This is a genomic window from Herbiconiux oxytropis (assembly GCF_024979315.1).
Taxonomy (GTDB): domain Bacteria; phylum Actinomycetota; class Actinomycetes; order Actinomycetales; family Microbacteriaceae; genus Herbiconiux; species Herbiconiux oxytropis.
Map to the genome: position 1 here is coordinate 125,351 of NZ_JANLCK010000004.1, position 23,325 is coordinate 148,675.

The window sequence follows — 23,325 nt, forward strand, 5'->3', positions numbered from 1 at the left end:
ACCTAGCCCGAGCGCGGCTCGACCGGGTCAGAGCGCGAAGGCACCGGCCCGCAGGAGCGGCACGAGCGTCTCCTCCGAGGTCAGCGAACCGTGCTGGCCCACCATGGAACGGCCCGTGACATCGCCGTCGCGGCCGTCGTAGTAGGCCACGAGTTTGCGGGCGGCCACCAGAACGTCGCCGATCCGGGGCAGCACCGCGTCGTCGACCTCGCCGAACCAGCCCGCCTGGATCGCCTCCTCACGGGTCGCGATCCAGGCTCGGGAGTCTTCGCGGCGGTGCCAGGCGTCGGCGAGCCGCGTGCGCGCATCCGGAGCCGACCCCTGCTCGAGGTAGAGCTGCACGCAGCGCGGGTCGCCGCCCACGTGGCGAACGCCCTGCACGAGTTCGGGCACGTCGCCGAAGATCACGTGGCTCGAGGCGGGCACATCGACTATGCCGTGGTCGGCGGTGAGCAGCAGGCCCTCGCGCCGGCCAAGGCGTGCCGAGAAGCGGGCGTACTCCGCGTCAAGCGCCTCGAGGGTGGCCAGCCACCGGTCGGACTCCCAGCCCCGCGCGTGCGCGATCTGGTCGAGCTCGGGAACGTAGAGGTAGACGAGGCGTCGCCCGCCCTGGTCGAAGAGGGCACGTGCGGCGTCGAAGCGCTCGGCGATGGATCCGGCCGCCACGTAGTCGGCGCCGCGCAGGATGGCGTGGGTGAGACCGGAGTCGGCGTACTTCGCCGGGCCGATCGTGCTGCTCGGCACGCCTTCTGCGGCGAGCTGCTCGAAGATCGTGGGCAGCCGCTGCCAGGTGGCCGGGCGCATGACGTCGGACCAGCCGGAGAGCTGGTTGACCACGGCGTCGGCCTCCGGCACGAGCGCGGTGTAACCCACGATGCCGTGCTGCCCCGGCCGGCCGCCGGTGGTGAGCGAGCTCAGCGCGGCCGCCGTGGTGGTGGGGAAGCCGCTCGTGATGGTGGTGCGCTTGAAGAGACCGGATGCCATCGCGCGAGCATGGCCGGCCCGGGCGCGGAGGGCGGCGGAGCCCAGCCCGTCGACCAGCACCACGACCACGCGGTCGGCCGCGGGGAGCTCCAGCACGCCGCCGCCGCCCTCCAGAGCGGCCACGCAACTCGGCAACACGTCGGCCAGAGTCGGCTCTGCTGCCTGCCGCGTCGGTAGCATGGTGGACATTCGGCCAAGTCTGGCACACGACCCCCCGACCCCACCCGCCCTTGACGCGGTGTGCGGACGGCCTGCGAGAAAAACAGGAATGACGAGAGCAACGGACGATCCCACCGGAACGAGCGACGAGAAGATCCTCAACGTCGACGTCTCGACGGAGATGCAGGACTCGTTCCTCGAGTACGCCTACTCGGTCATCTACTCCCGGGCACTGCCGGATGCGCGCGACGGCCTGAAGCCCGTGCAGCGCCGCATCCTCTACATGATGAGCGAGATGGGCCTCCGCCCCGAGAAGGGCCACGTCAAGAGCGCCCGCGTGGTGGGCGAGGTGATGGGCAAGCTGCACCCGCACGGTGACACGGCCATCTACGACGCCCTCGTGCGGCTCGCGCAGTCCTGGACCATGCGCATCCCGCTCATCGACGGCCACGGGAACTTCGGCTCCCCCGACGACGGCCCGGCAGCCGCGCGCTACACCGAGGCCCGCCTCGACGCCGTCGCGCTGCTCATGGTCGACCAGCTCGACGAGGACGTCGTCGACTTCGTCCCGAACTACGACAACCAGCTCACCCAGCCCGACGTGCTGCCCGCAGCCATCCCGAACCTGCTCGTCAACGGGGCGAGCGGCATCGCCGTGGGCATGGCCACCAACATGGCTCCGCACAATCTGATCGAGGTCGTCGCGGGCGCGCGGTACCTGATCGAGCATCCGAACGCCACGCTCGACGACCTGATGGCCTTCATCCCGGGCCCCGACCTGCCGGGCGGCGGCACGATCGTGGGGCTCGCCGGCATCCGCGACGCCTACGAGACCGGCCGCGGCGCCTTCAAGACGCGCGCGAAGGTCTCGATCGAGACCCTGGGGCCCCGCAAGACGGGCCTCGTCGTGACCGAGCTCCCCTACCTCGTGGGCCCGGAGAAGGTGATCGCCAAGATCAAGGACGGCGTGACCGCCAAGAAGATCCAGGGCATCAGCGACGTCACCGACCTCACCGACCGCATGAACGGTCTGCGCCTCGTGATCGGCATCAAGACCGGGTTCGACCCCGAGGCCGTGCTCGAGCAGCTCTACAAGCTCACGCCGCTCGAAGACGGCTTCAGCATCAACAACGTCGCGCTCGTCGACGGCGGCCCGCACACGCTCGGACTCCGCGACCTGCTGATCGTCTACGTGAACCACCGCATCGAGGTCGTCACGCGGCGCACGGCCTATCGCCTGGCGCGTCGACGCGAGCGACTGCACCTCGTCGAGGGGCTCCTCATCGCCATCCTCGACATCGACGAGGTCATCCAGGTCATCCGCGCCAGCGACGACACCGACCAGGCCCGCACGCGGCTCATCGACGTGTTCGAGCTCAGCGTGCTGCAGGCCGACTACATCCTCGAACTCCGCCTTCGCCGGCTCACGAAGTTCTCACGCATCGAGCTCGAGGCCGAGCGTGACAAGCTCCGCGAGGAGATCGCCCAGCTCGAGGCCCTCCTCGGCGATCCCGCCCTCATCCGCAAGGCCGTCTCGGACGAGCTCGACGAGGTCGCCGAGAAGCACGGCACGCCCCGCCGCACGCTGCTCACCGAGGCGCGCCCGTCGCTCGCCGGGGCCTCGAAGCGCGCCCAGCCGGTGCTCGAGGTGGCGGATGCCCCGTGCACCGTCTACCTCAGCACCACCGGCCGGGTGGTGCGCGTCGATCGCGAGGAGACCGAGGAGCTCCGCGCCGACGGCCTCACCGCGCCCGTCGTGGCGAGCCGCCGCAGCAAGCACGACGCGATCCGCAGTGAGGTCGTGACCACACGGCGCTCCGAGATCGGCGCCGTCACCGACACCGGGCGACTCATCCGCATGCCGGTCCTCGACCTGCCCGCCGTGCCCGCCAACTCGGTGCAGCTCGGTGCCGGCGTCAAGGCGGGCGACTACCTCTCGCTCGACGCCAAGCGGGAGAAGGTCGTCGGACTCGTCTCCCTCGACTCCACCGTGCCGATCGCCCTCGGCACCGCCCAGGGAATCGTGAAGCGCATCGCCCCCGGCGCCTACCCCGCGCGCCCCGACTTCGAGGTGATCGCTCTGAAGACCGGCGACGCCGTCGTGGGGGTGGCTCAGCACTCGGAGGAGGACGAGCTCGTCTTCATCACCTCGGATGCGCAGCTGCTGCGCTTCTTCCAGGCCAGCGTGCGGCCGCAGGGTGTGGCCGCAGGCGGCATGGCCGGCATCAACCTCGGCGCCGGCGCCTCGGTGATCTGGTTCGGCTCGGTGCCCGACACGGGCGACGCCGTGGTCGTGACCATCGCCGCGAGCACGTCGACCCTCGCAGGAGCGGATGTCGGCACCGGCAAGGTCTCCGAGTTCACCGAGTTCCCGCCCAAGGGCCGGGCGACCGGCGGCGTGCGCGCCCACCGCTTCCTGAAGGGCGAGGACACCTTGACGGTCGCGTGGGCCGGTCCCGCGCCCGCACTCGCCGTCGGACACGACGGCGCCGCCCGGACCCTTCCCGAATCGGGAGCCCGGCGCGATGCGTCCGGGGTGGGTCTGAGCGGCGTCGTGGGTTCGGTGGGAGCGGCCCGGCGCAGCTAGAGCGACCTACTTGTCGTTGAGCTTGGCCGACTCGTCGTGCCAGCCCGTGGCGATCTGGGAGAGCTTCTCCTGGTACTTGCGGCCGTGGTGGGCGCAGAACAGCAGTTCTGCTCCGGACGGCATGTCGACACGCACGTAGGCCTGCGCACCGCAGCTGTCGCAGCGGTCGGCTGCGGAGAGCTGGTAGGCGTTCTCGAGGTCGGAAACGGCGTTGGTCTCTGCGGCGACTGACTGCATGGTCTGCTCCTCTGGCGACTCGGGCGTTCACTGGCTTGGTAGTGCAATCAAAGCACTCTTCTCCGGGAGCAGACCGCCAAACGGGTGTGTTTCGCTCTGCGCGTAGTGAGAACGTGCCCGAGGGTGTGGCGCACGGGGCGGGCGGCCCGGACCGGTTAGCCTTGTGGACTGGGACGCGGAATCCGCTCCCCTGCACGACCTTCTAAGGAGAACCGGTGGCCTCACCGTCCGACTACTCTGCCCGGCACCTCTCGGTGCTCGAAGGCCTCGAGGCCGTGCGCAAGCGGCCCGGCATGTACATCGGCTCCACCGACTCCCGAGGTCTCATGCACTGCCTCTGGGAGATCATCGACAACGCAGTCGACGAGGCCCTCGGCGGCCACGGCACCGAGATCGACATCGTGCTGCACGCCGACGGCAGCGTGACCGTGCGCGACACGGCCCGGGGCATCCCGGTCGACATCGAGCCGAAGACGGGGCTCTCGGGCGTCGAGGTCGTCTTCACCAAGCTGCACGCCGGTGGCAAGTTCGGCTCTGGCTCCTACGCGGCGTCCGGCGGGCTGCACGGTGTGGGCGCCTCCGTGGTGAACGCCCTCTCGGAGCGACTCGACGTGGAGGTCGACCGCGGCGGCAAGACCTGGGCGATGTCATTCCACCGGGGTGAGCCCGGGGTGTTCGACGACAAGGGCGGCGAGCCGAGCCCGGATGCGCCGTTCACACCGTTCGAGAAGCGCAGCGAGCTCCGCGTGGTGGGCAAGACCGCCCGCAACGTCACCGGCACCCGGGTGCGCTACTGGGCCGACCGCCAGATCTTCACGAAGGGCGCGGAGTTCCAGACCGACGACCTCACGGTGCGCGCGCGCCAGACCGCGTTCCTGGTGCCCGGCCTCAAGATCGCCATCGACGACGAGCGCGGCGAGGAGCCCCGCTCGGAGTCGTTCCGGTTCGAGGGCGGCATCTCGGAGTTCGTCGACCACCTCGCGGCCGACGCGCCCGTGACCGACATCTGGCGCATCGAGGGCACGGGCGAGTTCAAGGAGACCGTCCCGGTGCTCTCCGACTCCGGCGCGATGATCCCCACCGAACTCATCCGCGAGTGCGCCGTCGACATCGCGCTGCGCTGGGGCATCGGCTACGACACCTCGTTCAAGAGCTTCGTGAACATCATCTCGACCCCGAAGGGCGGCACGCACCAGGCCGGCTTCGAGACCGGTCTGCTGAAGTTCCTGCGTCAGACCGTCGAGGCGAACGCCCGTCGGCTCAAGGTGGGCAACGACAAGCTGGAGAAGGACGACGTGCTCGCCGGTCTCACCGCGGTGCTCACCGTGCGCATTCCGGAGCCGCAGTTCGAGGGTCAGACCAAAGAGATCCTCGGCACCCCCGCGGTGCGGAACATCGTCTCCCAGGTCGTGACCAAGGGACTCAAGGAGCGCTTCGCCTCCCCCAAGCGCGACGACAAGACGCAGTCGGCGCTCGTGCTCGACAAGGTCGTGGCCGAGATGAAGTCGCGTATCTCCGCGCGGGCGCACAAGGAGACGCAGAGGCGCAAGAACGCGCTCGAGTCGTCGTCGCTGCCCGCGAAGCTCGTCGACTGCCGTTCCTCCGACGTGGTCAACAGCGAGCTCTTCATCGTGGAGGGCGACTCCGCGCTCGGCACCGCCAAGCTCGCTCGCAACAGCGAGTTCCAGGCGCTGCTGCCCATCCGCGGCAAGATCCTCAACGTGCAGAAGGCCTCGGTGGCCGACATGCTCTCGAACACCGAGTGCGCCTCGATCATCCAGGTGATCGGTGCCGGCTCCGGCCGCTCGTTCGATCTCTCGGCGGCGCGCTACGGCAAGATCATCCTCATGAGCGACGCGGATGTCGACGGTGCGCACATCCGCACCCTCTTGCTCACCCTGTTCTTCCGCTACATGCGGCCGCTGATCGAGGACGGCCGGGTCTACGCCGCCGTCCCGCCGCTGCACCGGGTGGTGGCGATCAACCCCGGCTCGAAGCCCAACGAGACCATCTACACCTACTCGGAGGCGGAGCTCGCCGCCGTGCTCGGTGCTCTCAAGAAATCGAACCGCCGCTACCAGGACCCGATCCAGCGCTACAAGGGGCTCGGTGAGATGGACGCCGACCAGCTGGCCTCCACCACGATGGACAAGCGCCAGCGCACCCTCCGCCGCGTGAACGTCTCGGACGCCGCGGCCGCCGAGCGCATGTTCGAACTCCTCATGGGCGACGAGGTGGCCCCGCGCAAGGAGTTCATCATCGCCGGCTCGGGCGACCTGAGCCGCGAGAGAATAGATGTGTAGGCGCGCCGCAGCCTCTGCGGCGCGCTATTCAGACAGCGGCGCCGCCGCGATCGTGCCGCGCGCTTCACGTGCTCTGTCGTCGATCTCCCGGAGGCGCTCCGGGGCCGGGTCCGTGTAGCTGAGGCCTCGGCGGGTGCGGGCCGTGTCGAGGAGGGAGTCGGCCAGGCCCGGGTTGTTGGCGAGGATGGGGCCGTGCATGTGGGTGCCGAGGAGGTTGTCCTCCCAGAAGCCCTCCTCGAAGGGGGTCTCGGTGTTGCCGCGGCCGTAGACCACTCGGCCGAGCGTGCCGTGCGGGCCGACGTCGACGAACGATCCGCGGTTCTCGAAGCCCACGACGGTGCCGAGCCGGGGCGATTCCACCACGAAGTCGCCCACCACACGCGTGCCGCCGTGCCGGGTGGCCACCGGGAAGACACCGGCGCCCTCGAGCACGTCGCCGCCCTCGAGCGCGATGGTCTGGCCGAGCAGCTGGAACCCGGCGCCGATGGCGAGGAAGGGCCGACCATCCGCCGCGAGCTCACGGAGCTCTGCGGCCACGTCGAGCACGAGCGGATGCGCGAGCAGCTGGGCCGAGGTGGGGCCACTGCCGATGAAGACGAGGTCGGCCTCGCCGAAGCCGGCGGAAGCGCCGCCATCGTGCCGCGTGATCTCGACGGGCAGACCGCGCCACTCGGAGCGCAGCCGCAGGATGTCGACGTTCCCGCTTTCACCGTTCAGGCCGAGAAGACGCGGGAACAGGTGCAGGATCTTCAGCGAAGCGCTCATGCCGCTCCCCCGCCCTCGAGCTCCTTGAAACCCAGGATCTTGCGGATCAGCATCATCTGCTCGTAGTTCAGGATCATCACCTTGTGTCCGGTGGCGGGCTTCGGCCGGGCGAGGAACGCCTTCAGCGCGCGGCGCACGTCGAGGTCGACCTCGCCGACCGGGATGCCGAGGTAGCCGAAGCGCACGGCGAACTGCCACGCCTTCGATCCGGTGATTCCGTCGACGTGGTCGAGCGCCGAGAAGTCGATGTCGTAGATCCACGACGGATCGGGCGTGCCCTCGTCGACGGCGAGGAAGACCTGCTCGGGCGCGCCCTCGAGCGAGTCGAGGTTGAGCTGCAGGCTCGCCGGGTTCTTCATCATGATGATCTCGATCTGCTCACCGGCGACCTCGAGCATCTCGCCCCGGCCGTAGACGGTCTCGAGGGTGTCGAGGGCGCGGGTCACGAGCTCGGGCCGGAACCGTTCGCCGAGCACGCTGCGCGCGGTCGCGGCCGCACCGGCGGCATCGAGCGCGTAGTGCATGCCGCGGGCCGGCAGACGGACCTCGATCTCGGTTCGAGAGGGCGCATCTCCTGCGGCGTCGCTGTCGCCGGTCTCGCCGTCCGCGGTCCACGGGTCGATCGCGAGGGTGGCTCGGGCGCCGTCGAGCGCCACGACCTCGACGGCCGCAGCCCGGGAGCCCGGAACGGCCGATCCCTCGTCGAAGCGATCGGCCGAGGCCACACCGTGGCTCGCGTCGTCGACGAGACTCGGCACTCCGCCGAAGAAGCTGACCCGCCGACCGGAGCGGCCGGGGATCCGCGCATCCATGTCGACGAGGAAGTTGTCCTCGCGGTTGAGGATGAGTCCGTCGGTCGAGGCGGTTGCGACCCGTCCGAGCATCGTCGCCACGCGATCCGGTTCGTGGTACCGATTGAGCTGATCGATCTGGATGTTCAGCAGCAGCACCGTGCGCGGCTTCAGCAGTTCGGCGAGCCGCGTGCCGTAGCCTTCGTCGATCTCGAGGATCGCGATGTCCTTGTTCAGCCGCCCGCCCGCCGAGACCTCCGAGAGCAGAGCCGAGGCGATCCCCTGCGGGAGGTTGCCCCCGGAGGGGTTCGTGAAGACGCTCAACCCGTGCGCCCGGATGATGGCCGCGAGCATGTTGGTGGTGGTCGACTTGCCATTGGAGCCGGAGACGGCCACGACGCCGTGCGGGATGCGCGCGATCGTGCGCTCGAGGAAGCCAGGATCGATGCGGAGCGCGATGTTGCCGGGGATGGCCGAGCCGCCGCCGCGAAGGCGCGCGGCGACCCTGACGGCCCGCCCCACGAGGACGGCTGCCGTGGTGCGGAGTGCCATCGGCCTACTCGAGGTAGTCGCGCAGCGACTGCGATCGCGACGGGTGGCGCAGTTTCGCCATCGTCTTGGACTCGATCTGGCGGATGCGCTCACGCGTGACCCCGAAGGTGTCGCCGATCTGGTCGAGGGTCTTCGGCATGCCGTCGCCGAGGCCGAAACGCATGCGGATGACGCCGGCCTCGCGCTCGGAGAGCGAGTCGAGCAGCGACTCGAGCTGCTTCTGCAGCATCGTGAAGCCCACCGCGTCGGCCGGCACGACCGCCTCGGTGTCCTCGATCAGGTCGCCGAACTCGCTGTCGCCGTCTTCACCCAGCGGGGTGTGCAGGGAGATCGGCTCACGACCGTACTTCTGCACCTCCACGACCTTCTCGGGCGTCATGTCGAGCTCTCGGCTGAGTTCTTCGGGCGTGGGCTCGCGGCCGAGATCCTGGAGCATCTGGCGCTGCACGCGGGCGAGTTTGTTGATGACCTCGACCATGTGCACCGGGATGCGGATGGTGCGCGCCTGGTCGGCCATGGCGCGCGTGATCGCCTGGCGGATCCACCAGGTGGCGTAGGTCGAGAACTTGAAGCCCTTTGTGTAGTCGAACTTCTCGACCGCACGGATGAGGCCGAGGTTGCCCTCCTGGATCAGGTCGAGGAACTGCATGCCGCGACCGGTGTAGCGCTTGGCGAGGCTCACGACGAGTCGGAGGTTGGCGCCGAGCAGGTGGCTCTTGGCGCGCTGGCCGTCTTTCGCCACCCACTGCAGCTCGCGCTTGGCCGAGGGGCTGAGGTTGTCGGTGTTCGCCAGCTTGTCCTCGGCGAACAGTCCCGCCTCGATGCGCATGGCGAGCTCGACCTCTTCGGCCGCGTTCAGCAGCGCGACCTTTCCGATCTGCTTGAGGTAGTCCTTGACCGGGTCGGCGGTGGCGCCCGTGATGGTGGTGGAGTAGACGGGGACGTCGTCCTCGTCGTCGACGAGAGAGAGCACGAGTGCGCCCGTGGGCAGCGCCTCCGCGGCGGCGGGGGCCTTGGTCGCGCCCTCCTCGCCCTCTTCGGTCGACTCGGCTGCGGCGTCGTCGGCCACCACCTCGACCTCGTCGGTGGTCTCGTCGACCTCGGCCTCCTCGCCGGGCTCGACCTCGTCCTCCTCGTCGTCGGCGGAGGCCTTGGCCTTCGTGGCACGCTTGGGGGCGGCCTTCGCCTTGGCGGGCGCCTTCGCAGCCGCCTTCTTCGCGGGAGCGCGCTTGGCAGCGGGCTTCGTGGCAGCCGACTCGACCTCGTCAGGCGCCGTTGCCTGCTCGAGAGTGTCTGCGGTCTTGGGGGTGGCCATTAGTTCACCTTTCATGCCACGCGACCGGTGCTGGGATGAGATTCCCCGGCGTGAACGCCGGCCGCATGAAGATGTTTTTGGACAGTACTAAGACCCATGTCAAGTGCCGGATCGCTGCAGCCTCGACTACGACTGCATCCGTACACAGGAACGGGTCTTCATTATCAATTATTGCACGGAAAGAACAGCCCTCTCGCCGTTCACGCCCCCCGGCGCCTCCACGCTCGATACAGTGCAACCCAGATGGGGCCCACGGATATTCCCTCGTCCTCCTCGAGCTTGCGGCGTGTCCGCCGCCTGGCCGAGAGCAGCATCACCACGCCGAACCCGACCACCGCGTACTGCACCGCGAAGGCGAGGCGGAAGGCGTCGAGGTCGTAGAGCTCGTCGCTCCAGCCTGCTGAGAGCTGGGCGTCGAGGATGACGCCGATCAGGAACATCGTCACGAAGCTCGCCAGGAACCCGCCGACGTTGACGATGCCGTTGGCCGAACCGAGCGAGCGGATCGGGTTGAAGGAGCGCGCGAAGTCGAAGCCGATGAGCGATCCCGGCCCGCCCGCACCCATCGTGACCACGAGCACGACGATGAGCCAGGTGGGGGGCACCCCCGGCCAGAGCAGCACGGCGCCCCAGACCAGCCCGAGCAGCGCCGTCACCCCGAGCACGAGGTTGGAGCGACGGAGCGGGAAGCGCGCGGTGAGGATGCCGAGGATGGGGCCCGCGATGAGCCCGGTCACCACGATGGTGACGAGCAGGATCGACGCGGTGGTCTCGGGGATGCCGAGGGCCGAGACCATGAACGGGAATCCCCAGAACAGAGCGAAGACCGTGCCGGAGGACTGCGTGACGTAGTGCGACCAGAAGCCGAGCTGCGTGCCGGGCCGGCGGATCGTCTGGCGGAGTCCATGGAGAGCGTCCTTGATCGACGCAGCGCGCGTCTCGGCCGCTTCCGCCGGTCGATCGGCGAGAAAGGCGATGGTGAGCACGAAGCCCACGAACGAGACCGACGCCGCAGCCGTGAACGCCGTCGTCCAGCCCTGCTCGTGCAGCAGCCAGGCGAAGGGCACGGCCGAGAGGATCTGCCCGATGGCGCCGACGTTGCCCGTCCACTGCGACAGCAGGGGCACGGTGCGGCCGTTGAACCACGAGTTGATGAGCCGGATGAGGGAGATGAAGATGGCGGCGTCACCGGCGCCCACGAGCATCCGGCCGGCGATCGCGAGCTCGATGGCGGGGGCGAACGCCACGACGAGCTGGCCCGCGACCATCACGCCGGAGCCCGCGCAGATAAGCAGCTTCGGGCCGACACGGTCGATCAGGAGCCCGATCGGGATCTGCAGGCCCGCGTAGACGGCCAGCTGGAGCACGGCCAGTGCCGAGAGCAGCGCCGCCGTGGTGTCGAAACGCTCGGCGGCCGAGACCCCCGCGACGCCCAGCGACGAGCGCTGCAGGACGCCGGCCATGTAGGCGAAGACGCCCACGGCGAAGACCAGCCAGGCGCGTCTCGAATTCATCGCTCGGAGTCTACGCCCGCGGCCCCTTGCGGCGACCTACCCCGCGGTGCCGGGCGGGAGGTCGTCGCCCGAGCGGTTGCCGGCGAGGAATCGCTGCAGTTCGTCGGCGATCTCATCGGCCGAGGGCAGTTCGCCGTCGACGTCGGTGAGCGGCGAGCGGATGCTCGTGCCCTCCATGTAGGTGTCGTGGCGCTCTTCGAGGGTGGTGACCAGGCGGGCGAGCTCGGCGTTCGAGTCGACCTGCTCGTCGATCTTCGAGGCGAACAACCGGCCCTCCTCGCGGAGCTGATCGGTGGGGAAGATCAGCCCGGTGGCCGCGCTGATGGACTCGATGGCCACGAGGGCGGTGGCCGGGTACTCGGTGTCGGCGAGGTAGTGCGGCACGAGGAGCACGAAGCCCGCGATGGGGTGACCGAGCTCCTGCAGCCGGTACTCGACGAGGTGCAGCGCGTTGGCCGGTGCCTGGGTGCTCGGCCGCCAGACCGAGAGGGCGTCGATGAGCTCGATCCGGTTGCCGCTCACGGTGACGTTGATGGGCCTCGTGTGCGGCACCGGCATGGGGATGGCGTGCACCCACGTGGTCGTCTTCACCTTGAACGTCTGCACGAGCTCGATCATGGCGGCCGCGAAGCGCTCCCACTGGAAGTCGGGCTCGAACCCGTTGAGGAAGAGGAAGCGGTGGCCGAGCTCGTCGCTCATCAGGTAGAGCCTGAGGGTCTGCGGCTGGTAGTCGCTCAGGTGGTCGTGGTCGAACGTGATGATCGGGCGCCTGGCGCGGTAGTCGAGCAGCACGTCGGCGTCGAACTCCGCGATCACCCGGTTGTCGAGCGTGTCGAGGAGATAGTCGCCGAACTGCGAGACCGCTGCGCCGGCATCCGTGAACCCGGTGAGGCCGGCCACCAGGTCGAGTCCCTCGGGAACGAGGCCGCTCTCGGCGACGATGTCGTACAGCCCACTGGGTCGATCCATGCTCCAACTCTAAACCGGGCTGTCGGAGCGACCTTCCGATGGCGGCATGCCGAGAGCGAACAGGGAGCGGGAATACGATGGCGGGATGACTTCGGCCACGCTCTCGATCCGCTCCTCCGACCAGACCACGACCGACGGCGAGGTGCTCGTGCTCGCGGCGCATGCGCCGACCGAGGGCTCGGGGCTCGTGGTGCTCGGAGCCGCCGACGCGGTGGTGTCGGCCGTCGCCGCCTCCCTCGAGGCCATCGGCTTCGGGGGCAAGAAGGACGAGTTCGTGCGACTGCCTGCTCCGGCGGGGCTGACGGCGGCGAGCATCGCCGTGGTGGGTCTCGGCACCGCCTCGCCCGACGTCGACGCCCTCCGTTACGCCGCAGGAGTCGCGGGCCGTCGCACCACAGCCAAGGACGCCGTGGTGATCTCGTTCGGCCTGGAGTCGTCCGAGCAGCTCGTGGCGGTCGCCGAGGGCGCCGGCCTCGGCTCCTACGACTTCACCGACTACCGGGGCATCGGTGCCGAACCTGCCGACGGTTCGCCCGCCGAGGCGGCCGAGCCCGTGGGAGAGGAGGCGGGGTCTGCGACCTCGTCTCCGCGCGCCCGTTCCATCTCGATCGTGTCGGCCCTCGACAGCCAGGCCGCGGCCGCGGCGCTCGAGCGGGCGCTCGCCTCCGTCGACGCGGTCGCCCTCGTGCGCGACCTCGTGAACATCCCGGCGCTCGACCTCTACCCCTCGGTCTACGCCGACCGCGTGCAGGAGCTCGCGGCTGGCCTCCCGCTCGACGTGACGGTGTGGAACGAGCAGGAGCTCGTGGCCGAGGGCTTCGGCGGCATCGCCGGGGTCGGCCAGGGCTCCACCCGGCCGCCTCGGCTCGTCAAGGTGGCCTACTCCCCCGCCGGCGCCGCCAAGCACCTCGCGTTCGTGGGCAAGGGCATCACCTTCGACACCGGCGGGCTCTCGCTCAAGCCGCCGGTGTCGATGATCGGCATGAAGTACGACATGGCCGGATCCGCCACCGTGCTCGCCGCCGTGCTGGCCGCCGCCCGGCTCGAGCTGCCCGTGCGCATCACGGCCTGGCTGTGCCTCGCCGAGAACATGCCCTCGGGAACCGCCATCCGCCCCGGCGACGTGCTCACGATCAAGGGCGGCCGCACCGTCGAGGTGCTCAACACGGATGCCGAGGGCCGGCTCGTGCTCGCCGACGGCCTCGTCGCCGCGAGTGCCGAGCAGCCCGACGCCATCGTCGACGTGGCAACCCTGACCGGGGCGGCGGTCGTGGCACTCGGCAACCGCTATGTCGCGGCCATGGGCGATGAGGCCCTCGTCGCCGATGTGCTGGGCGCGGCGAAGAAGGCCGGCGAATCGATCTGGCCGATGCCGCTGCCTGCCGAGCTCCGGCCGCTGCTCGCCTCGGACATCGCCGACATCGCGAACGTGAAGCCCGGCAACACGGCGGCGGGGATGCTCGTCGCAGGCGTCTTCCTGCAGGAGTTCGTGGGGAAGCGGGAAGACGGCAAGACGATCCCGTGGGCTCACCTCGACATCGCGGGCCCCGCCCAGAACAAGGACGGCGGCTACGGCTACACCGTGAAGGGACCGACCGGAGTGACCGTGCGAACCCTCCTCGGGCTTGCCGAGTCCTTCTCCCGTGGGTAGTAAGCTCGCAGGGGCGAAAAGATATCGCTCCATTTCCGGTGCACGTCGCACTGACGCTGCACGGATCCTGACGCACGAGGGAGTTGCATAGGTGTCGGACCAGAACTTTGACCTTGTTGTTCTCGGCGGTGGCAGCGGCGGCTACGCGGCCGCACTGCGCGCAAGCCAGCTGGGCTTCTCGGTGGCGATGATCGAGAAGGACAAGGTAGGCGGCACGTGCCTCCACCGTGGCTGCATCCCGACCAAGGCGCTGCTGCACTCGGCCGAGGTGGCCGACGTCTCGCGCGAATCCGCCAAGTACGGCGTGAACACGACCTTCGAGGGCATCGACATCGCCGCCGTCACCGCCTACCGCGAGGGCATCGTCGCCTCGAAGTTCAAGGGCCTCGAGGGTCTCGTGAAGGCGCGCAAGATCACCACCATCGCGGGCGAGGGGCGTCTCACCTCCCCCACGACCGTGCAGGTCGGCGGCGACACCATCACGGGCAAGAAGATCGTGCTGGCCACGGGCTCCTACTCGCGCACGCTCCCGGGCCTCGAGATCGGCGGCCGGGTCATCACCTCCGAGCACGCCCTCGCGCTCGATTTCATCCCCAAGAAGGTCGTCATCCTCGGCGGCGGCGTCATCGGCGTCGAGTTCGCGAGCGTGTGGAAGTCGTTCGGCGTCGACGTCACGATCATCGAGGCGCTCCCCCACCTCGTCCCCAACGAGGACGAGGCCATCTCGAAGCAGTTCGAGCGCGCGTTCCGCAAGCGCGGCATCGCCTTCAACCTCGGCACCCGTTTCTCGGGCGTCACGCAGGACGACAACGGCGTGGTGGTCTCCCTCGAAGACGGCAAGACCTTCGACGGCGATCTGCTGCTCGTGGCCGTCGGACGCGGTCCGGCGACCCAGGGTCTCGGCTTCGAGGAGGCCGGTGTCACGGTCGACCGCGGCTTCGTGATCACGAACGACCGCCTCGAGACGAGCGTTCCCGGCGTCTACGCCGTGGGCGACATCGTGCCCGGCCTGCAGCTGGCCCACCGCGGCTTCCAGCAGGGCATCTTCGTGGCCGAGGAGATCGCGGGGCTCAACCCGCAGGTGGTCGAGGATGTCAACATCCCCAAGGTCACCTACTCCGACCCCGAGGTCGCCTCCGTGGGCCTCACCGAGGCGAAGGCTGCCGAGAAGTACGGCGCCGACAAGATCACGGCCTACGACTACAGCCTCGCGGGCAACGGCAAGAGCCACATCATCGGCACGACCGGATCGGTGAAGGTCGTGCGCGTCAACGACGGCCCCGTCATCGGCATCCACATGATCGGCGCCCGCGTGGGTGAGCTGATCGGCGAGGGCCAGCTGATCGTGAACTGGGAGGCCTACCCCGAGGACGTGGCCTCGCTCGTGCACGCCCACCCCACGCAGAACGAAGCACTCGGCGAAGCGCACCTGGCCCTGGCCGGGAAGCCGCTGCACGCCATCTGATCGGAACCCTCCGCGCGGCGGCTCACACGATGAGGCGCCGCGCGGCCCGAGCAGCACAAGGTCCGGCCCACTAGGCTTGAAAACGAACGGTTCCAAAAGGAGACAAAGGTCATGAGCGAATCCGTCAACCTTCCCGCACTCGGAGAGAGTGTCACTGAAGGAACGGTCACCCGATGGCTCAAGAACGTCGGCGATCGTGTCGAGGTTGACGAGCCCCTTCTCGAGGTGTCGACCGACAAGGTCGACACCGAGATCCCCTCGCCGGTGGCGGGTGTGATCGAGGAGATCCTCGTGCAGGAGGACGAGACGGTCGAGGTCGGGACCGCGCTGGTCACGATCGGCGACGGATCGGGCGGCGGTTCCGCCGCTCCCGAGGCTCCCGCCGAGGAGGCTCCTGCTGCCGAGGCCGAGGCTCCTGCGGCCGAGGCGCCTGCCGAGACCGCTCCCGCTGCTCCGTCCGAGGAGGCCCCGGAAGAGGTCGTGACCTCGTCGGTCGACGCTCCGGCACCCGCCGAGGAGACCCCGGCCGAGGCTCCCGAGCCCGTTCAGGAGGCTCCGGCACCTGCCGCCCCTGCTCCCGCGGCCGCACCGGCTGCTGCTCCCGCTCCCGCTCCTGCCCCCGCTCCGGCCCCGGCTGCTGCTCCGGCCCCCGCTGCTGCTCCGGCTCCTGCCGCTGCTCCTGCTCCGGCCGCCGCGGCGCCCTCGGCTCCCGCAGCCGGTGGCTCGAACGCCGGCTACGTCACCCCGCTCGTGCGAAAGCTCGCCCACGACAAGGGAATCGACCTCTCGACCGTCACGGGCTCGGGCGTCGGAGGCCGCATCCGCAAGGAGGACGTGCTCGCCGCCGTCGAGAAGGCGGCAGCACCTGCGGCCTCGCCCACTTCTGCCGCTCCCGCCAAGCGTGCTCCCCTCGAGGTCTCGGAGCTCCGCGGCACCACGCAGCCGATGTCGCGGCTCCGCAAGGTCGTGGCCGAGCGCGCCGTGGCCTCGATGCAGGCGTCGGCCCAGCTGACCACGGTGGTGAAGGTCGACGTCACGAAGGTCGCCGCCTTCCGCACCGCGGTCAAGGACCGCTTCCTCGAGAAGACCGGCACCAAGCTCTCCTTCCTGCCGTTCTTCGCGCTGGCCGCGACCGAGGCGCTGAAGGCCTACCCGGTCATCAACGCCACCGTCGACGGCGAGTCGATCGTCTACCCCGACCACGAGGGCATCAGCATCGCGGTCGACACCGAGCGCGGTCTCCTCACCCCCGTGGTGAAGAACGCCGGCGACCTCGACATCGCGGGCTTCGCCGCCCAGATCGCCGACCTCGCCGCCCGCACCCGTGACAACAAGCTGAAGCCCGACGAGCTCTCCGGCGGCACCTTCACGCTCACCAACACGGGTTCGCGCGGTGCGCTGTTCGACACCCCGCTGGTGTTCCTGCCGCAGGTGGCCATCCTCGGCACCGGCATCGTCACGAAGGAGCCCACGGTCGTGACCGTCGACGGCGCCGACGCGATCGCGGTGCGCTCGATCGTGTACCTCGCGCTGAGCTACGACCACCGCATCGTCGACGGAGCGGACGCCGCGCGCTTCCTCACCGCCGTGAAGAACCGCCTCGAGGACGGCGACTTCGAGGGCGACCTGGGCATCTAGCCCTCGCCGCCGTCTCACGGGCCCACCGGCCCGTACGATCGCAGTCTCCAGCCGGCCCCGCCCCTCACCACGAGGAGCGGGGCCGCTGCCGTTCCCGCCCCGTCGACCGGCGCGCCCTCCTCCCCGGTCACCTCGACGAGCGCGAAGTCACCCACGCGCTGCACCAGGCGGAGGATCTCGGCCCCGGGTTCGACCGGCAGCTTCCTCCGTTCGCCCGAATCCGGCTGCATCTCCTCCAGGTCGGCCGTCAGCGCCGGCGACCCCCATTGATCCACCCCGTCGAGGCACGCGGCGTCCCCTGCCGCGAAGCACTCAGCCCGCGCCCGCAGCAGCGCCGCTGTCGCCGCCACCGGATCATCGCCGCTCACCGCCGAATCCGCCCCCGAGGTCGGCGCCGCATCCTCCACCGGCCCGTCAGCAGCCCGCTCGCGATCGACGGCCCCGTCGGCCCCACCGTCCCCTCCAGCGCCGCCGTCACCCTCAGCCCCACCGTCCCCTCCAGCTCCACCGTCACCCACGGCCCCATCGTCACCCTCGGCCCCACCGTCGCCCTCAGCACCCCCCTGTGCCACCGCACCGCTCTCCACCGCGCCGCCTCCGCCATTCCCACCCTCAGCGCTCTCACCCCCGGGCAGCAGCACCACGACCGCCGTGACCACCACAACCACCAGCACGGCAGCGAGCCCGGCCTTCGCCAGCACGCGTCGCGGCAGCCGCCGAGCCCAGCCGCCTGGCGCGGCGCGCACGGCACGCAGGAGTTCACCCACTGCTGCCAGCGCAGGATCGACGGTCTCGGCGATCCGCGGCGCGTCACCGGCACCCACCGGTGCGCGGGCGCGCTCATCCGGCCACGCCCACTCCGCCTCGAGCTCGGGTGCGAGCTCGGCGTCGGCGGGCGGCGCGTCGGCGGGTGCGACGCTCGCGACGGCGACGGCGGTCGCGCCTTCCTCGACGACGGGCCGATCCCGATCCCGATCCGGACTTCGATCCCGACCCCGCGCTCGCGCGAGCCGCGAGACCCACGCGACGTCGCGGCCCACGGCGTCGTCGAACCCCGGCGCCCCGTGCGCGACGGCGCGACCGAACCCCACGAGAGTGACCGCTGCGTCGGCTCCGACGAGCACCGATCCGGGATCGAGACCACCGTGCGCCCAGCCGGCCTCGTGCAGCTGCCGCACCGCGGCACCGATCATCCGCACCACGGAGTCGTCGCGGTCGCCGGATGCCCGCAGCACCTCACGCAGCGGCCGGCCCCCGCACCGCATGAGCACGAGAGCGGGTCGCCCCTCCTCGTCGCCCACCACCTCGAGCAGCCGCGGCATCGCCGCGATCGGCCGCGCCGAGAGCACGTCGAGCTCGGCGAGGTGGCTCGCGGTCGCGAAGCGGGCGTGCCGCACCGACGTGCCCGGCCCGCCCAACCGCACCTTCACCACGACGGAGCGGGCCTCGGACGATCCCGGCTGCTCCGCGCCGGCCACGGCGGCGAACACGTTCGCGCGCTCCCCCACAGAGAGCACCTCCGTGAGGGTGTACCCACCCACCACGGGCACCCGGGACTCCGAAGTCGTGTCAGCACGTCGCATCCGCCCAGGGTGCCCCGAAATGCGCAGCAGAGGGTCGCCCAACGCGTTCCGGTGGACGGCCCCACGCGCCGCCGCCGCTGTGCAGGAGCAGACGCACGCCCGCCGCGAACAGGTGGCGCGGGCGGAGGGGCCGACGAAGTATCCTTGGAGGCATGGCACGCAAGACCGACTCCGCACCGAAGAAGCCCAAAGAACCGGGTCGCATCAAGCAGATGTGGCAGGTCTTCAAGATGACCCGCCGCTACGACTCCAACGCGGTCTGGATCATGGCGCTCGGTTTCGCGCTCCCGGTGCTCGCCGGCGTGGCCCTCGCGCTCATCCTCTCGCGCGACAACGTCTTCGGGCTCGTGATGTGGATCCTCGCGGGCGTGCTCGCGGGGCTGCTCGCCGCTCTCATCATCCTCGGCCGCCGTGCGGAGCGCGCCGCCTACAAGCAGATCGAGGGCCAGCCCGGTGCCGTCGGCGCCGTGCTGCGCAGCTCGCTGAAGCGCAGCTGGACAGGCAGCGAGATGCCGATCGCCGTGAACGGCAAGTCGCAGGATGCGGTCTACCGGGCCGTCGGCCGCGGCGGAGTCGTCCTGATCGGGGAGGGCCCCCGCACGCGCACCACCAAGATGCTCGAGGAGGAGCGTCGGAAGGTTCTCCGCATCCTCCCCAACGTGCCCGTGACCTTCCTCACCGTGGGCCCGGATCCCGACGCCGTGCCGCTTCACCGCGTGGCCGCGAAGATGGCCCGCCTGAAGCCCGCTCTCACCAAGCCCGAGGTTCTCGCGGTGTCCAACCGCCTCACCTCGCTCTCGTCGTCCCCCCTGCCCATCCCCAAGGGCATCGACCCGATGCGGATGCGCCCCCAGCGCGGTCGCTGAGACCCGGGTGACCACCACCTCCGGCGGAGCCGCCCCGAGCGACTGGCCGGGCGAGCGCCTGGGCTTCAACCGCGAGGGGCGCGGCTCCGTGGCGCGCCCGGGCCGCCGCATCCTTGCTCTGCTGATCGATTTCGCCTTCTGCTACGTCATCTACGTCGCCTTCTTCTTCGAGAACCCGTGGGCGTCGAGTGTGATCTTCCTGATCGAGCAGGTCGTGCTCATGGCCACGCTCGGCGGCGGTCTCGGTCACCTGCTGCTCGGGATGCGTGTGGTGCGGCTGAACGGGGCGTACGCCGGCTGGTGGCGCCCGATCGTGCGCACCGTCCTCCTCGTGCTCGTCGTCCCCGCCGTGATCTGGGATTCGGATCAGCGAGGCCTGCACGACGTGTTCTCCGGCACCGTCCTGGTGAAGCGCTAGTCGTAACATCCCGGAAACAAGGGTGACACCGACGGGTAACGGCTTACCGCTAGCCTTACCTGTGGCTACATCTTTGTAGTTTTTTCCTGTTCCAAGCCATTTGGAGATCTCTCACATGTTCAGTGATTCTTCCGAGGTGCTCAAGTTCATCAAGGACACCGACGTCAAGTTCCTTGATATCCGCTTCACCGACCTTCCCGGTGTGCAGCAGCACTTCAACATTCCCGCCTCCACCGTCGACGAGGAGTTCTTCGCCGTCGGTCAGCTCTTCGATGGCTCGTCGATCCGCGGCTTCGCGTCGATCCACGAGTCGGACATGCAGCTCATCCCCGATGTCTCCACGGCTTACGTCGACCCCTTCCGGGCCGAGCGCACCCTCATCCTGGTCTTCGACATCTACAACCCCCGGAACGGTGAGATCTACAGCCGCGACCCGCGTCAGGTCGCCAAGAAGGCCGAGAAATACCTGGCATCGACCGGCATCGCCGACACGGCGTTCTTCGCTCCCGAGGCCGAGTTCTACATCTTCGACGACGTGCGCTACGAGGTGAAGCAGAACTCGAGCTTCTACTCCGTGGACTCCGACGAGGCCGCCTGGAACACCGGACGCGTGGAGGAGGGCGGAAACCTCGCCAACAAGACCCCCTACAAGGGCGGCTACTTCCCCGTCTCCCCCGTCGACCAGCACGCCGACCTCCGCGACGACATCTCGCTGAAGCTCATCGACGCCGGTCTCATCCTCGAGCGCGCCCACCACGAGGTCGGCACCGCCGGCCAGGGCGAGATCAACTACCGCTTCGACACCATGGTGCACGCGGCCGACGACATCCTGAAGTTCAAGTACATCGTGAAGAACACGGCGAACCTGTGGGGCAAGACCGCCACGTTCATGCCGAAGCCGCTCTTCGGCGACAACGGCTCGGGCATGCACACCCACCAGTCGCTCTGGAACGACGGCACGCCGCTGTTCTACGACGAGGCCGGCTACGGCGGACTCAGCGACCTCGCCCGCTGGTACATCGGTGGCCTGCTCAAGCACGCTCCCGCGGTGCTCGCCTTCACGAACCCGACGGTGAACTCCTACCACCGCCTCGTGCCCGGCTTCGAGGCCCCCGTGAACCTGGTCTACTCGGCCGGAAACCGGTCGGCGTCGATCCGCATCCCGATCACGGGCACCAACCCCAAGGCCAAGCGCATCGAGTTCCGCGCGCCTGACGCCTCGGGCAACCCGTACCTCGCGTTCGCCGCGCAGCTGATGGCGGGCCTGGACGGCATCCAGAACCGCATCGAGCCGCACGAGCCCGTCGACAAGGACCTGTACGAGCTTCCCCCCGAGGAGGCCAAGAACATCCCGCAGGTCCCCGCATCGCTCGATGCCGCCCTCGACGCTCTCGAGGCCGACCACGAGTTCCTCACCAAGGGCAACGTCTTCACTCCCGACCTGATCGAGACCTGGATCTCGTACAAGCGCGAGAACGAGATCAAGCCCATCGCCCAGCGCCCGCACCCGTTCGAGTTCGAGCTCTACTACGGCGTCTGATCCGCTGATCATGTCGAAGGCCGCATTCTCCTTGGAGGGTGCGGCCTTCTTCGTGTACACATGGCGTGAGAGATGAACACGCCGCTGAAGCACCACAACGTCTTCCAGACCCCGGATCTCGCCGAGGCCAGGAACGAGGTCGCGCGCGTCTTCTGCGACCACAGGCTCACCATGACCGACCCGCGCGGCCGCCTCGACACCGTGCTGAACGGCGCCCTCGTCGGCGAGGTGGGGCTGAACTACCTCCGCTACGGCGACGAGGTGCGCATCTCGCCCGGTCGCCTCGACGACTTCTACCTCGTGCAGATCCCGCTCGCGGGCCGCGCGGCCGTGAAGGTGGGCGACCACACGGTGATGTCGGATCGCCGCCGCGCCTCGCTCATCTCGCCCACCGAAGCGGTCGACATGCTGTGGTCCGACGGTTGCGAGCAGCTCATCGTCTACCTCGACCGGCACGCGGTCGAGCGGATGGCGGGAGCGGGTGATGAACCCGGCCCGGTCGTCTTCGCCCCCGGCGTCGACCTCGACGCGCCGGCGGTGCGCAGCTGGCTGCGGATCGTGCACCTCATGCGCGACGAGATCGAGGCCGGCGACACCGTGCTCACCTCGCCGCTCGCGCACGCCCACTTCGAGCACCTCCTGATCGGCGGGCTGCTCGCGGCGCAGCCCAACAGCGCACTCGTGGAGGAGCGCTCCCCCTCCTGGCGACCGGGCGCACCCAGCCGGGCCGTGCGCCGCGCCACGGAGCTCATCGAGGCCGAGCCCGAACGCGCCTGGCGGGTGGCCGAGCTGGCCTCCGCCTCCGGCACCACCGTGCGTCAGCTGCAGGAGTCGTTCCAGCGCGAACGCGGAGCGAGCCCCATGGAACTGCTCCGCCGCACCCGGCTCGAGCGCGCACGCGCCGAACTGCTCGAGGCGGATGCCACGCGCAGCACGGTCTCCGAAATCGCCACGAAGTGGGGCTTCTTCCACCTCGGCCGGTTCTCGGTGCAGTACCGCGAGACGTTCCAGGAGTCCCCCTCGCAGACCCTCGCCCGCTGACTCCCGGCGTCCGTGACGAAGCGTTAATCGCAATCCGGATAGCCGGCGCTCCGTTCGGATAGTCACCGCCCGCCTTCTTGACGACCATGGGTCCACCGCGCATCCCGCGGCCCCGTCGTCGAGAGGACCAGCAGTGTTCGAAGGCAAGACCGTCATCGTCACAGGCGCCGCCACCATCATCGGAGCGGCGGTCGTGGCCGAGTTCGCCGAGGCCGGTGCGCACGTCGTGGCCGCCGACATCGACCGGGAGGGTGGCGAGGCCGTGGCGGCCGCCCATCCGCGCACCCGGTTCGTCGAGACCGACATCCGCGACGACGCGCAGCTCGAAGCCCTCGTGACCGAGGCCCTCACGGCCACCGGTTCACTCGACACCGTGGTCAACCTCGCCTGCAGCTACGGCGACGACGGCGCCGAGAGCGACCGGGCCACCTGGCTCGACACCCTGAACGTGAACGTGGCCAGCGCGGCGATCCTCGGCGGCATCGCCCGCCCGCACCTGGCCGCCTCCCGCGGCAGCATCGTGAACTTCGGCAGCATCTCGTCGAAGGTCGCGCAGACCGGTCGCTGGCTCTACCCCGTGAGCAAGGCCGCCGTCGTGCAGCTCACCCGCTCGATGGCGATGGACTACGCGCCCGACGGCATCCGGGTCAACAGCGTCTCGCCCGGCTGGACCTGGTCGGCCGTGATGGACCGGCTCTCGGGCGGCGACCGGGTGAAGACGGATGCCGTGGCCGCCGACTTCCACCTGCTGCGCCGCGTCGGCGACCCCGAGGAGGTGGCGGCTGTCGTGGCTTTCCTGGCCTCGGCGAAGGCCGGCTTCGTCACGGGGGCCGACTGGGCCGTCGACGGAGGCTACTCCGCCATGGGGCCCGAGCAGTCGGTGCCCGCCATCCCCCGACTCGCCACCTAGGCGAGCCGGCCCCGCAACTCCCCTTCCACTCGCACAC

General features: G+C 69.7%; 18 protein-coding genes. 10 read left to right on the forward strand and 8 right to left on the reverse strand.

The window, feature by feature from the left end; genetic code table 11:
• Positions 1–27 precede the first annotated feature (27 nt).
• Positions 28–1,107 carry an alkaline phosphatase family protein gene (locus N1028_RS09090; protein WP_259526726.1) on the reverse strand — a complete coding sequence of 360 codons (1,080 nt, stop codon included), beginning with the start codon at positions 1,105–1,107 and terminating at the stop codon, positions 28–30.
• Between the two features lie 145 nt (positions 1,108–1,252).
• Here N1028_RS09090 and N1028_RS09095 point away from each other — a divergent pair, with 145 nt between their 5' ends.
• A complete protein-coding gene (locus N1028_RS09095) occupies positions 1,253–3,730 on the forward strand; it encodes a DNA gyrase/topoisomerase IV subunit A (protein WP_259526727.1) in 2,478 nt (825 codons plus the stop codon).
• A 6-nt stretch (positions 3,731–3,736) separates the two neighbouring features.
• Here the strand turns inward: N1028_RS09095 and N1028_RS09100 are convergent, their stop codons facing one another.
• The gene (locus tag N1028_RS09100) at positions 3,737–3,967 is read right to left on the reverse strand and encodes a DUF7455 domain-containing protein (RefSeq protein WP_259526729.1); all 231 of its coding nucleotides are present in this window, start codon (positions 3,965–3,967) and stop codon (positions 3,737–3,739) included.
• A gap of 215 nt (positions 3,968–4,182) precedes the next feature.
• Between N1028_RS09100 and N1028_RS09105 the strand changes: the two genes are divergently transcribed.
• A complete protein-coding gene (locus N1028_RS09105) occupies positions 4,183–6,270 on the forward strand; it encodes a DNA gyrase/topoisomerase IV subunit B (RefSeq protein ID WP_259526731.1) in 2,088 nt (695 codons plus the stop codon).
• 24 nt (positions 6,271–6,294) lie between these two features.
• Here N1028_RS09105 and N1028_RS09110 read toward each other — a convergent pair whose 3' ends face one another.
• From N1028_RS09110 to N1028_RS09130, 5 genes are all read right to left on the reverse strand, one after another.
• A complete protein-coding gene (locus tag N1028_RS09110; RefSeq protein ID WP_259526733.1) occupies positions 6,295–7,035 on the reverse strand; it encodes a type 1 glutamine amidotransferase in 741 nt (246 codons plus the stop codon).
• On the reverse strand, positions 7,032–8,378 hold the full coding sequence (locus N1028_RS09115) for a MurT ligase domain-containing protein (RefSeq protein ID WP_259526745.1): 1,347 nt from the start codon (positions 8,376–8,378) through the stop codon (positions 7,032–7,034). Before N1028_RS09115 ends, N1028_RS09110 begins: the two co-directional genes overlap by 4 nt.
• Before the next feature lie 4 nt (positions 8,379–8,382).
• Positions 8,383–9,693, reverse strand: a complete 1,311-nt coding sequence (locus N1028_RS09120; protein WP_259526746.1) for an RNA polymerase sigma factor — start codon at positions 9,691–9,693, stop codon at positions 8,383–8,385.
• Positions 9,694–9,893: 200 nt separating this feature from the next.
• Positions 9,894–11,207: an MFS transporter gene (locus N1028_RS09125; RefSeq protein ID WP_259526755.1), complete on the reverse strand. Its 1,314-nt coding sequence runs from the start codon at positions 11,205–11,207 to the stop codon at positions 9,894–9,896.
• Between the two features lie 36 nt (positions 11,208–11,243).
• A complete protein-coding gene (locus tag N1028_RS09130) occupies positions 11,244–12,176 on the reverse strand; it encodes a proteasome assembly chaperone family protein (protein WP_259526757.1) in 933 nt (310 codons plus the stop codon).
• 85 nt (positions 12,177–12,261) lie between these two features.
• On the opposite strand from N1028_RS09130, the gene N1028_RS09135 reads away from it, so the two are divergent.
• The 3 genes from N1028_RS09135 to sucB all read left to right on the forward strand — a co-directional run bounded on the left by N1028_RS09135 (position 12,262) and on the right by sucB (position 16,930).
• On the forward strand, positions 12,262–13,827 hold the full coding sequence (locus tag N1028_RS09135; RefSeq protein WP_259526764.1) for a leucyl aminopeptidase: 1,566 nt from the start codon (positions 12,262–12,264) through the stop codon (positions 13,825–13,827).
• Between the two features lie 91 nt (positions 13,828–13,918).
• Positions 13,919–15,292: a dihydrolipoyl dehydrogenase gene (gene lpdA / locus N1028_RS09140; RefSeq protein WP_259526766.1), complete on the forward strand. Its 1,374-nt coding sequence runs from the start codon at positions 13,919–13,921 to the stop codon at positions 15,290–15,292.
• Between the two features lie 111 nt (positions 15,293–15,403).
• Complete coding sequence (gene sucB, locus N1028_RS09145) at positions 15,404–16,930, forward strand: 2-oxoglutarate dehydrogenase, E2 component, dihydrolipoamide succinyltransferase (RefSeq protein ID WP_259526768.1); 1,527 nt, start codon at positions 15,404–15,406, stop codon at positions 16,928–16,930.
• Between the two features lie 14 nt (positions 16,931–16,944).
• Here the strand turns inward: sucB and N1028_RS19755 are convergent, their stop codons facing one another.
• Positions 16,945–18,513 carry a BUD32 family EKC/KEOPS complex subunit gene (locus N1028_RS19755; RefSeq protein ID WP_310795583.1) on the reverse strand — a complete coding sequence of 523 codons (1,569 nt, stop codon included), beginning with the start codon at positions 18,511–18,513 and terminating at the stop codon, positions 16,945–16,947.
• Between the two features lie 152 nt (positions 18,514–18,665).
• On the opposite strand from N1028_RS19755, the gene N1028_RS09155 reads away from it, so the two are divergent.
• The 5 genes from N1028_RS09155 to N1028_RS09175 all read left to right on the forward strand — a co-directional run bounded on the left by N1028_RS09155 (position 18,666) and on the right by N1028_RS09175 (position 23,288).
• Positions 18,666–19,379 carry a DUF4191 domain-containing protein gene (locus tag N1028_RS09155; RefSeq protein ID WP_259526770.1) on the forward strand — a complete coding sequence of 238 codons (714 nt, stop codon included), beginning with the start codon at positions 18,666–18,668 and terminating at the stop codon, positions 19,377–19,379.
• 7 nt (positions 19,380–19,386) lie between these two features.
• The gene (locus tag N1028_RS09160) at positions 19,387–19,797 is read left to right on the forward strand and encodes an RDD family protein (RefSeq protein WP_259526772.1); all 411 of its coding nucleotides are present in this window, start codon (positions 19,387–19,389) and stop codon (positions 19,795–19,797) included.
• Positions 19,798–19,912: 115 nt separating this feature from the next.
• Positions 19,913–21,337 (forward strand): type I glutamate--ammonia ligase, encoded by a 1,425-nt coding sequence (gene glnA / locus N1028_RS09165; protein WP_259526781.1) that lies wholly within the window; start codon positions 19,913–19,915, stop codon positions 21,335–21,337.
• A 72-nt stretch (positions 21,338–21,409) separates the two neighbouring features.
• The gene (locus N1028_RS09170) at positions 21,410–22,378 is read left to right on the forward strand and encodes an AraC family transcriptional regulator (RefSeq protein WP_259526783.1); all 969 of its coding nucleotides are present in this window, start codon (positions 21,410–21,412) and stop codon (positions 22,376–22,378) included.
• Positions 22,379–22,511: 133 nt separating this feature from the next.
• Positions 22,512–23,288, forward strand: a complete 777-nt coding sequence (locus N1028_RS09175; RefSeq protein WP_259526789.1) for an SDR family oxidoreductase — start codon at positions 22,512–22,514, stop codon at positions 23,286–23,288.
• Positions 23,289–23,325: the final 37 nt, after the last annotated feature.

Excerpts from the sequence above, each read along its gene's own strand:
- N1028_RS09095 (WP_259526727.1), top strand. The coding sequence starts at position 1,253 with ATGACGAGAGCAACGGACGATCCCACCGGAACGAGCGACGAGAAGATC.
- N1028_RS09110 (WP_259526733.1), bottom strand. The coding sequence starts at position 7,035 with ATGAGCGCTTCGCTGAAGATCCTGCACCTGTTCCCGCGTCTTCTCGGC.
- N1028_RS09125 (WP_259526755.1), bottom strand. The coding sequence starts at position 11,207 with ATGAATTCGAGACGCGCCTGGCTGGTCTTCGCCGTGGGCGTCTTCGCC.
- glnA (WP_259526781.1), top strand. The coding sequence starts at position 19,913 with ATGTTCAGTGATTCTTCCGAGGTGCTCAAGTTCATCAAGGACACCGAC.
- N1028_RS09100 (WP_259526729.1), bottom strand. The coding sequence starts at position 3,967 with ATGCAGTCAGTCGCCGCAGAGACCAACGCCGTTTCCGACCTCGAGAAC.
- N1028_RS09155 (WP_259526770.1), top strand. The coding sequence starts at position 18,666 with ATGGCACGCAAGACCGACTCCGCACCGAAGAAGCCCAAAGAACCGGGT.
- sucB (WP_259526768.1), top strand. The coding sequence starts at position 15,404 with ATGAGCGAATCCGTCAACCTTCCCGCACTCGGAGAGAGTGTCACTGAA.
- N1028_RS09130 (WP_259526757.1), bottom strand. The coding sequence starts at position 12,176 with ATGGATCGACCCAGTGGGCTGTACGACATCGTCGCCGAGAGCGGCCTC.
- N1028_RS09135 (WP_259526764.1), top strand. The coding sequence starts at position 12,262 with ATGACTTCGGCCACGCTCTCGATCCGCTCCTCCGACCAGACCACGACC.
- N1028_RS09170 (WP_259526783.1), top strand. The coding sequence starts at position 21,410 with ATGAACACGCCGCTGAAGCACCACAACGTCTTCCAGACCCCGGATCTC.
- N1028_RS09115 (WP_259526745.1), bottom strand. The coding sequence starts at position 8,378 with ATGGCACTCCGCACCACGGCAGCCGTCCTCGTGGGGCGGGCCGTCAGG.
- N1028_RS19755 (WP_310795583.1), bottom strand. The coding sequence starts at position 18,513 with ATGCGACGTGCTGACACGACTTCGGAGTCCCGGGTGCCCGTGGTGGGT.
- N1028_RS09120 (WP_259526746.1), bottom strand. The coding sequence starts at position 9,693 with ATGGCCACCCCCAAGACCGCAGACACTCTCGAGCAGGCAACGGCGCCT.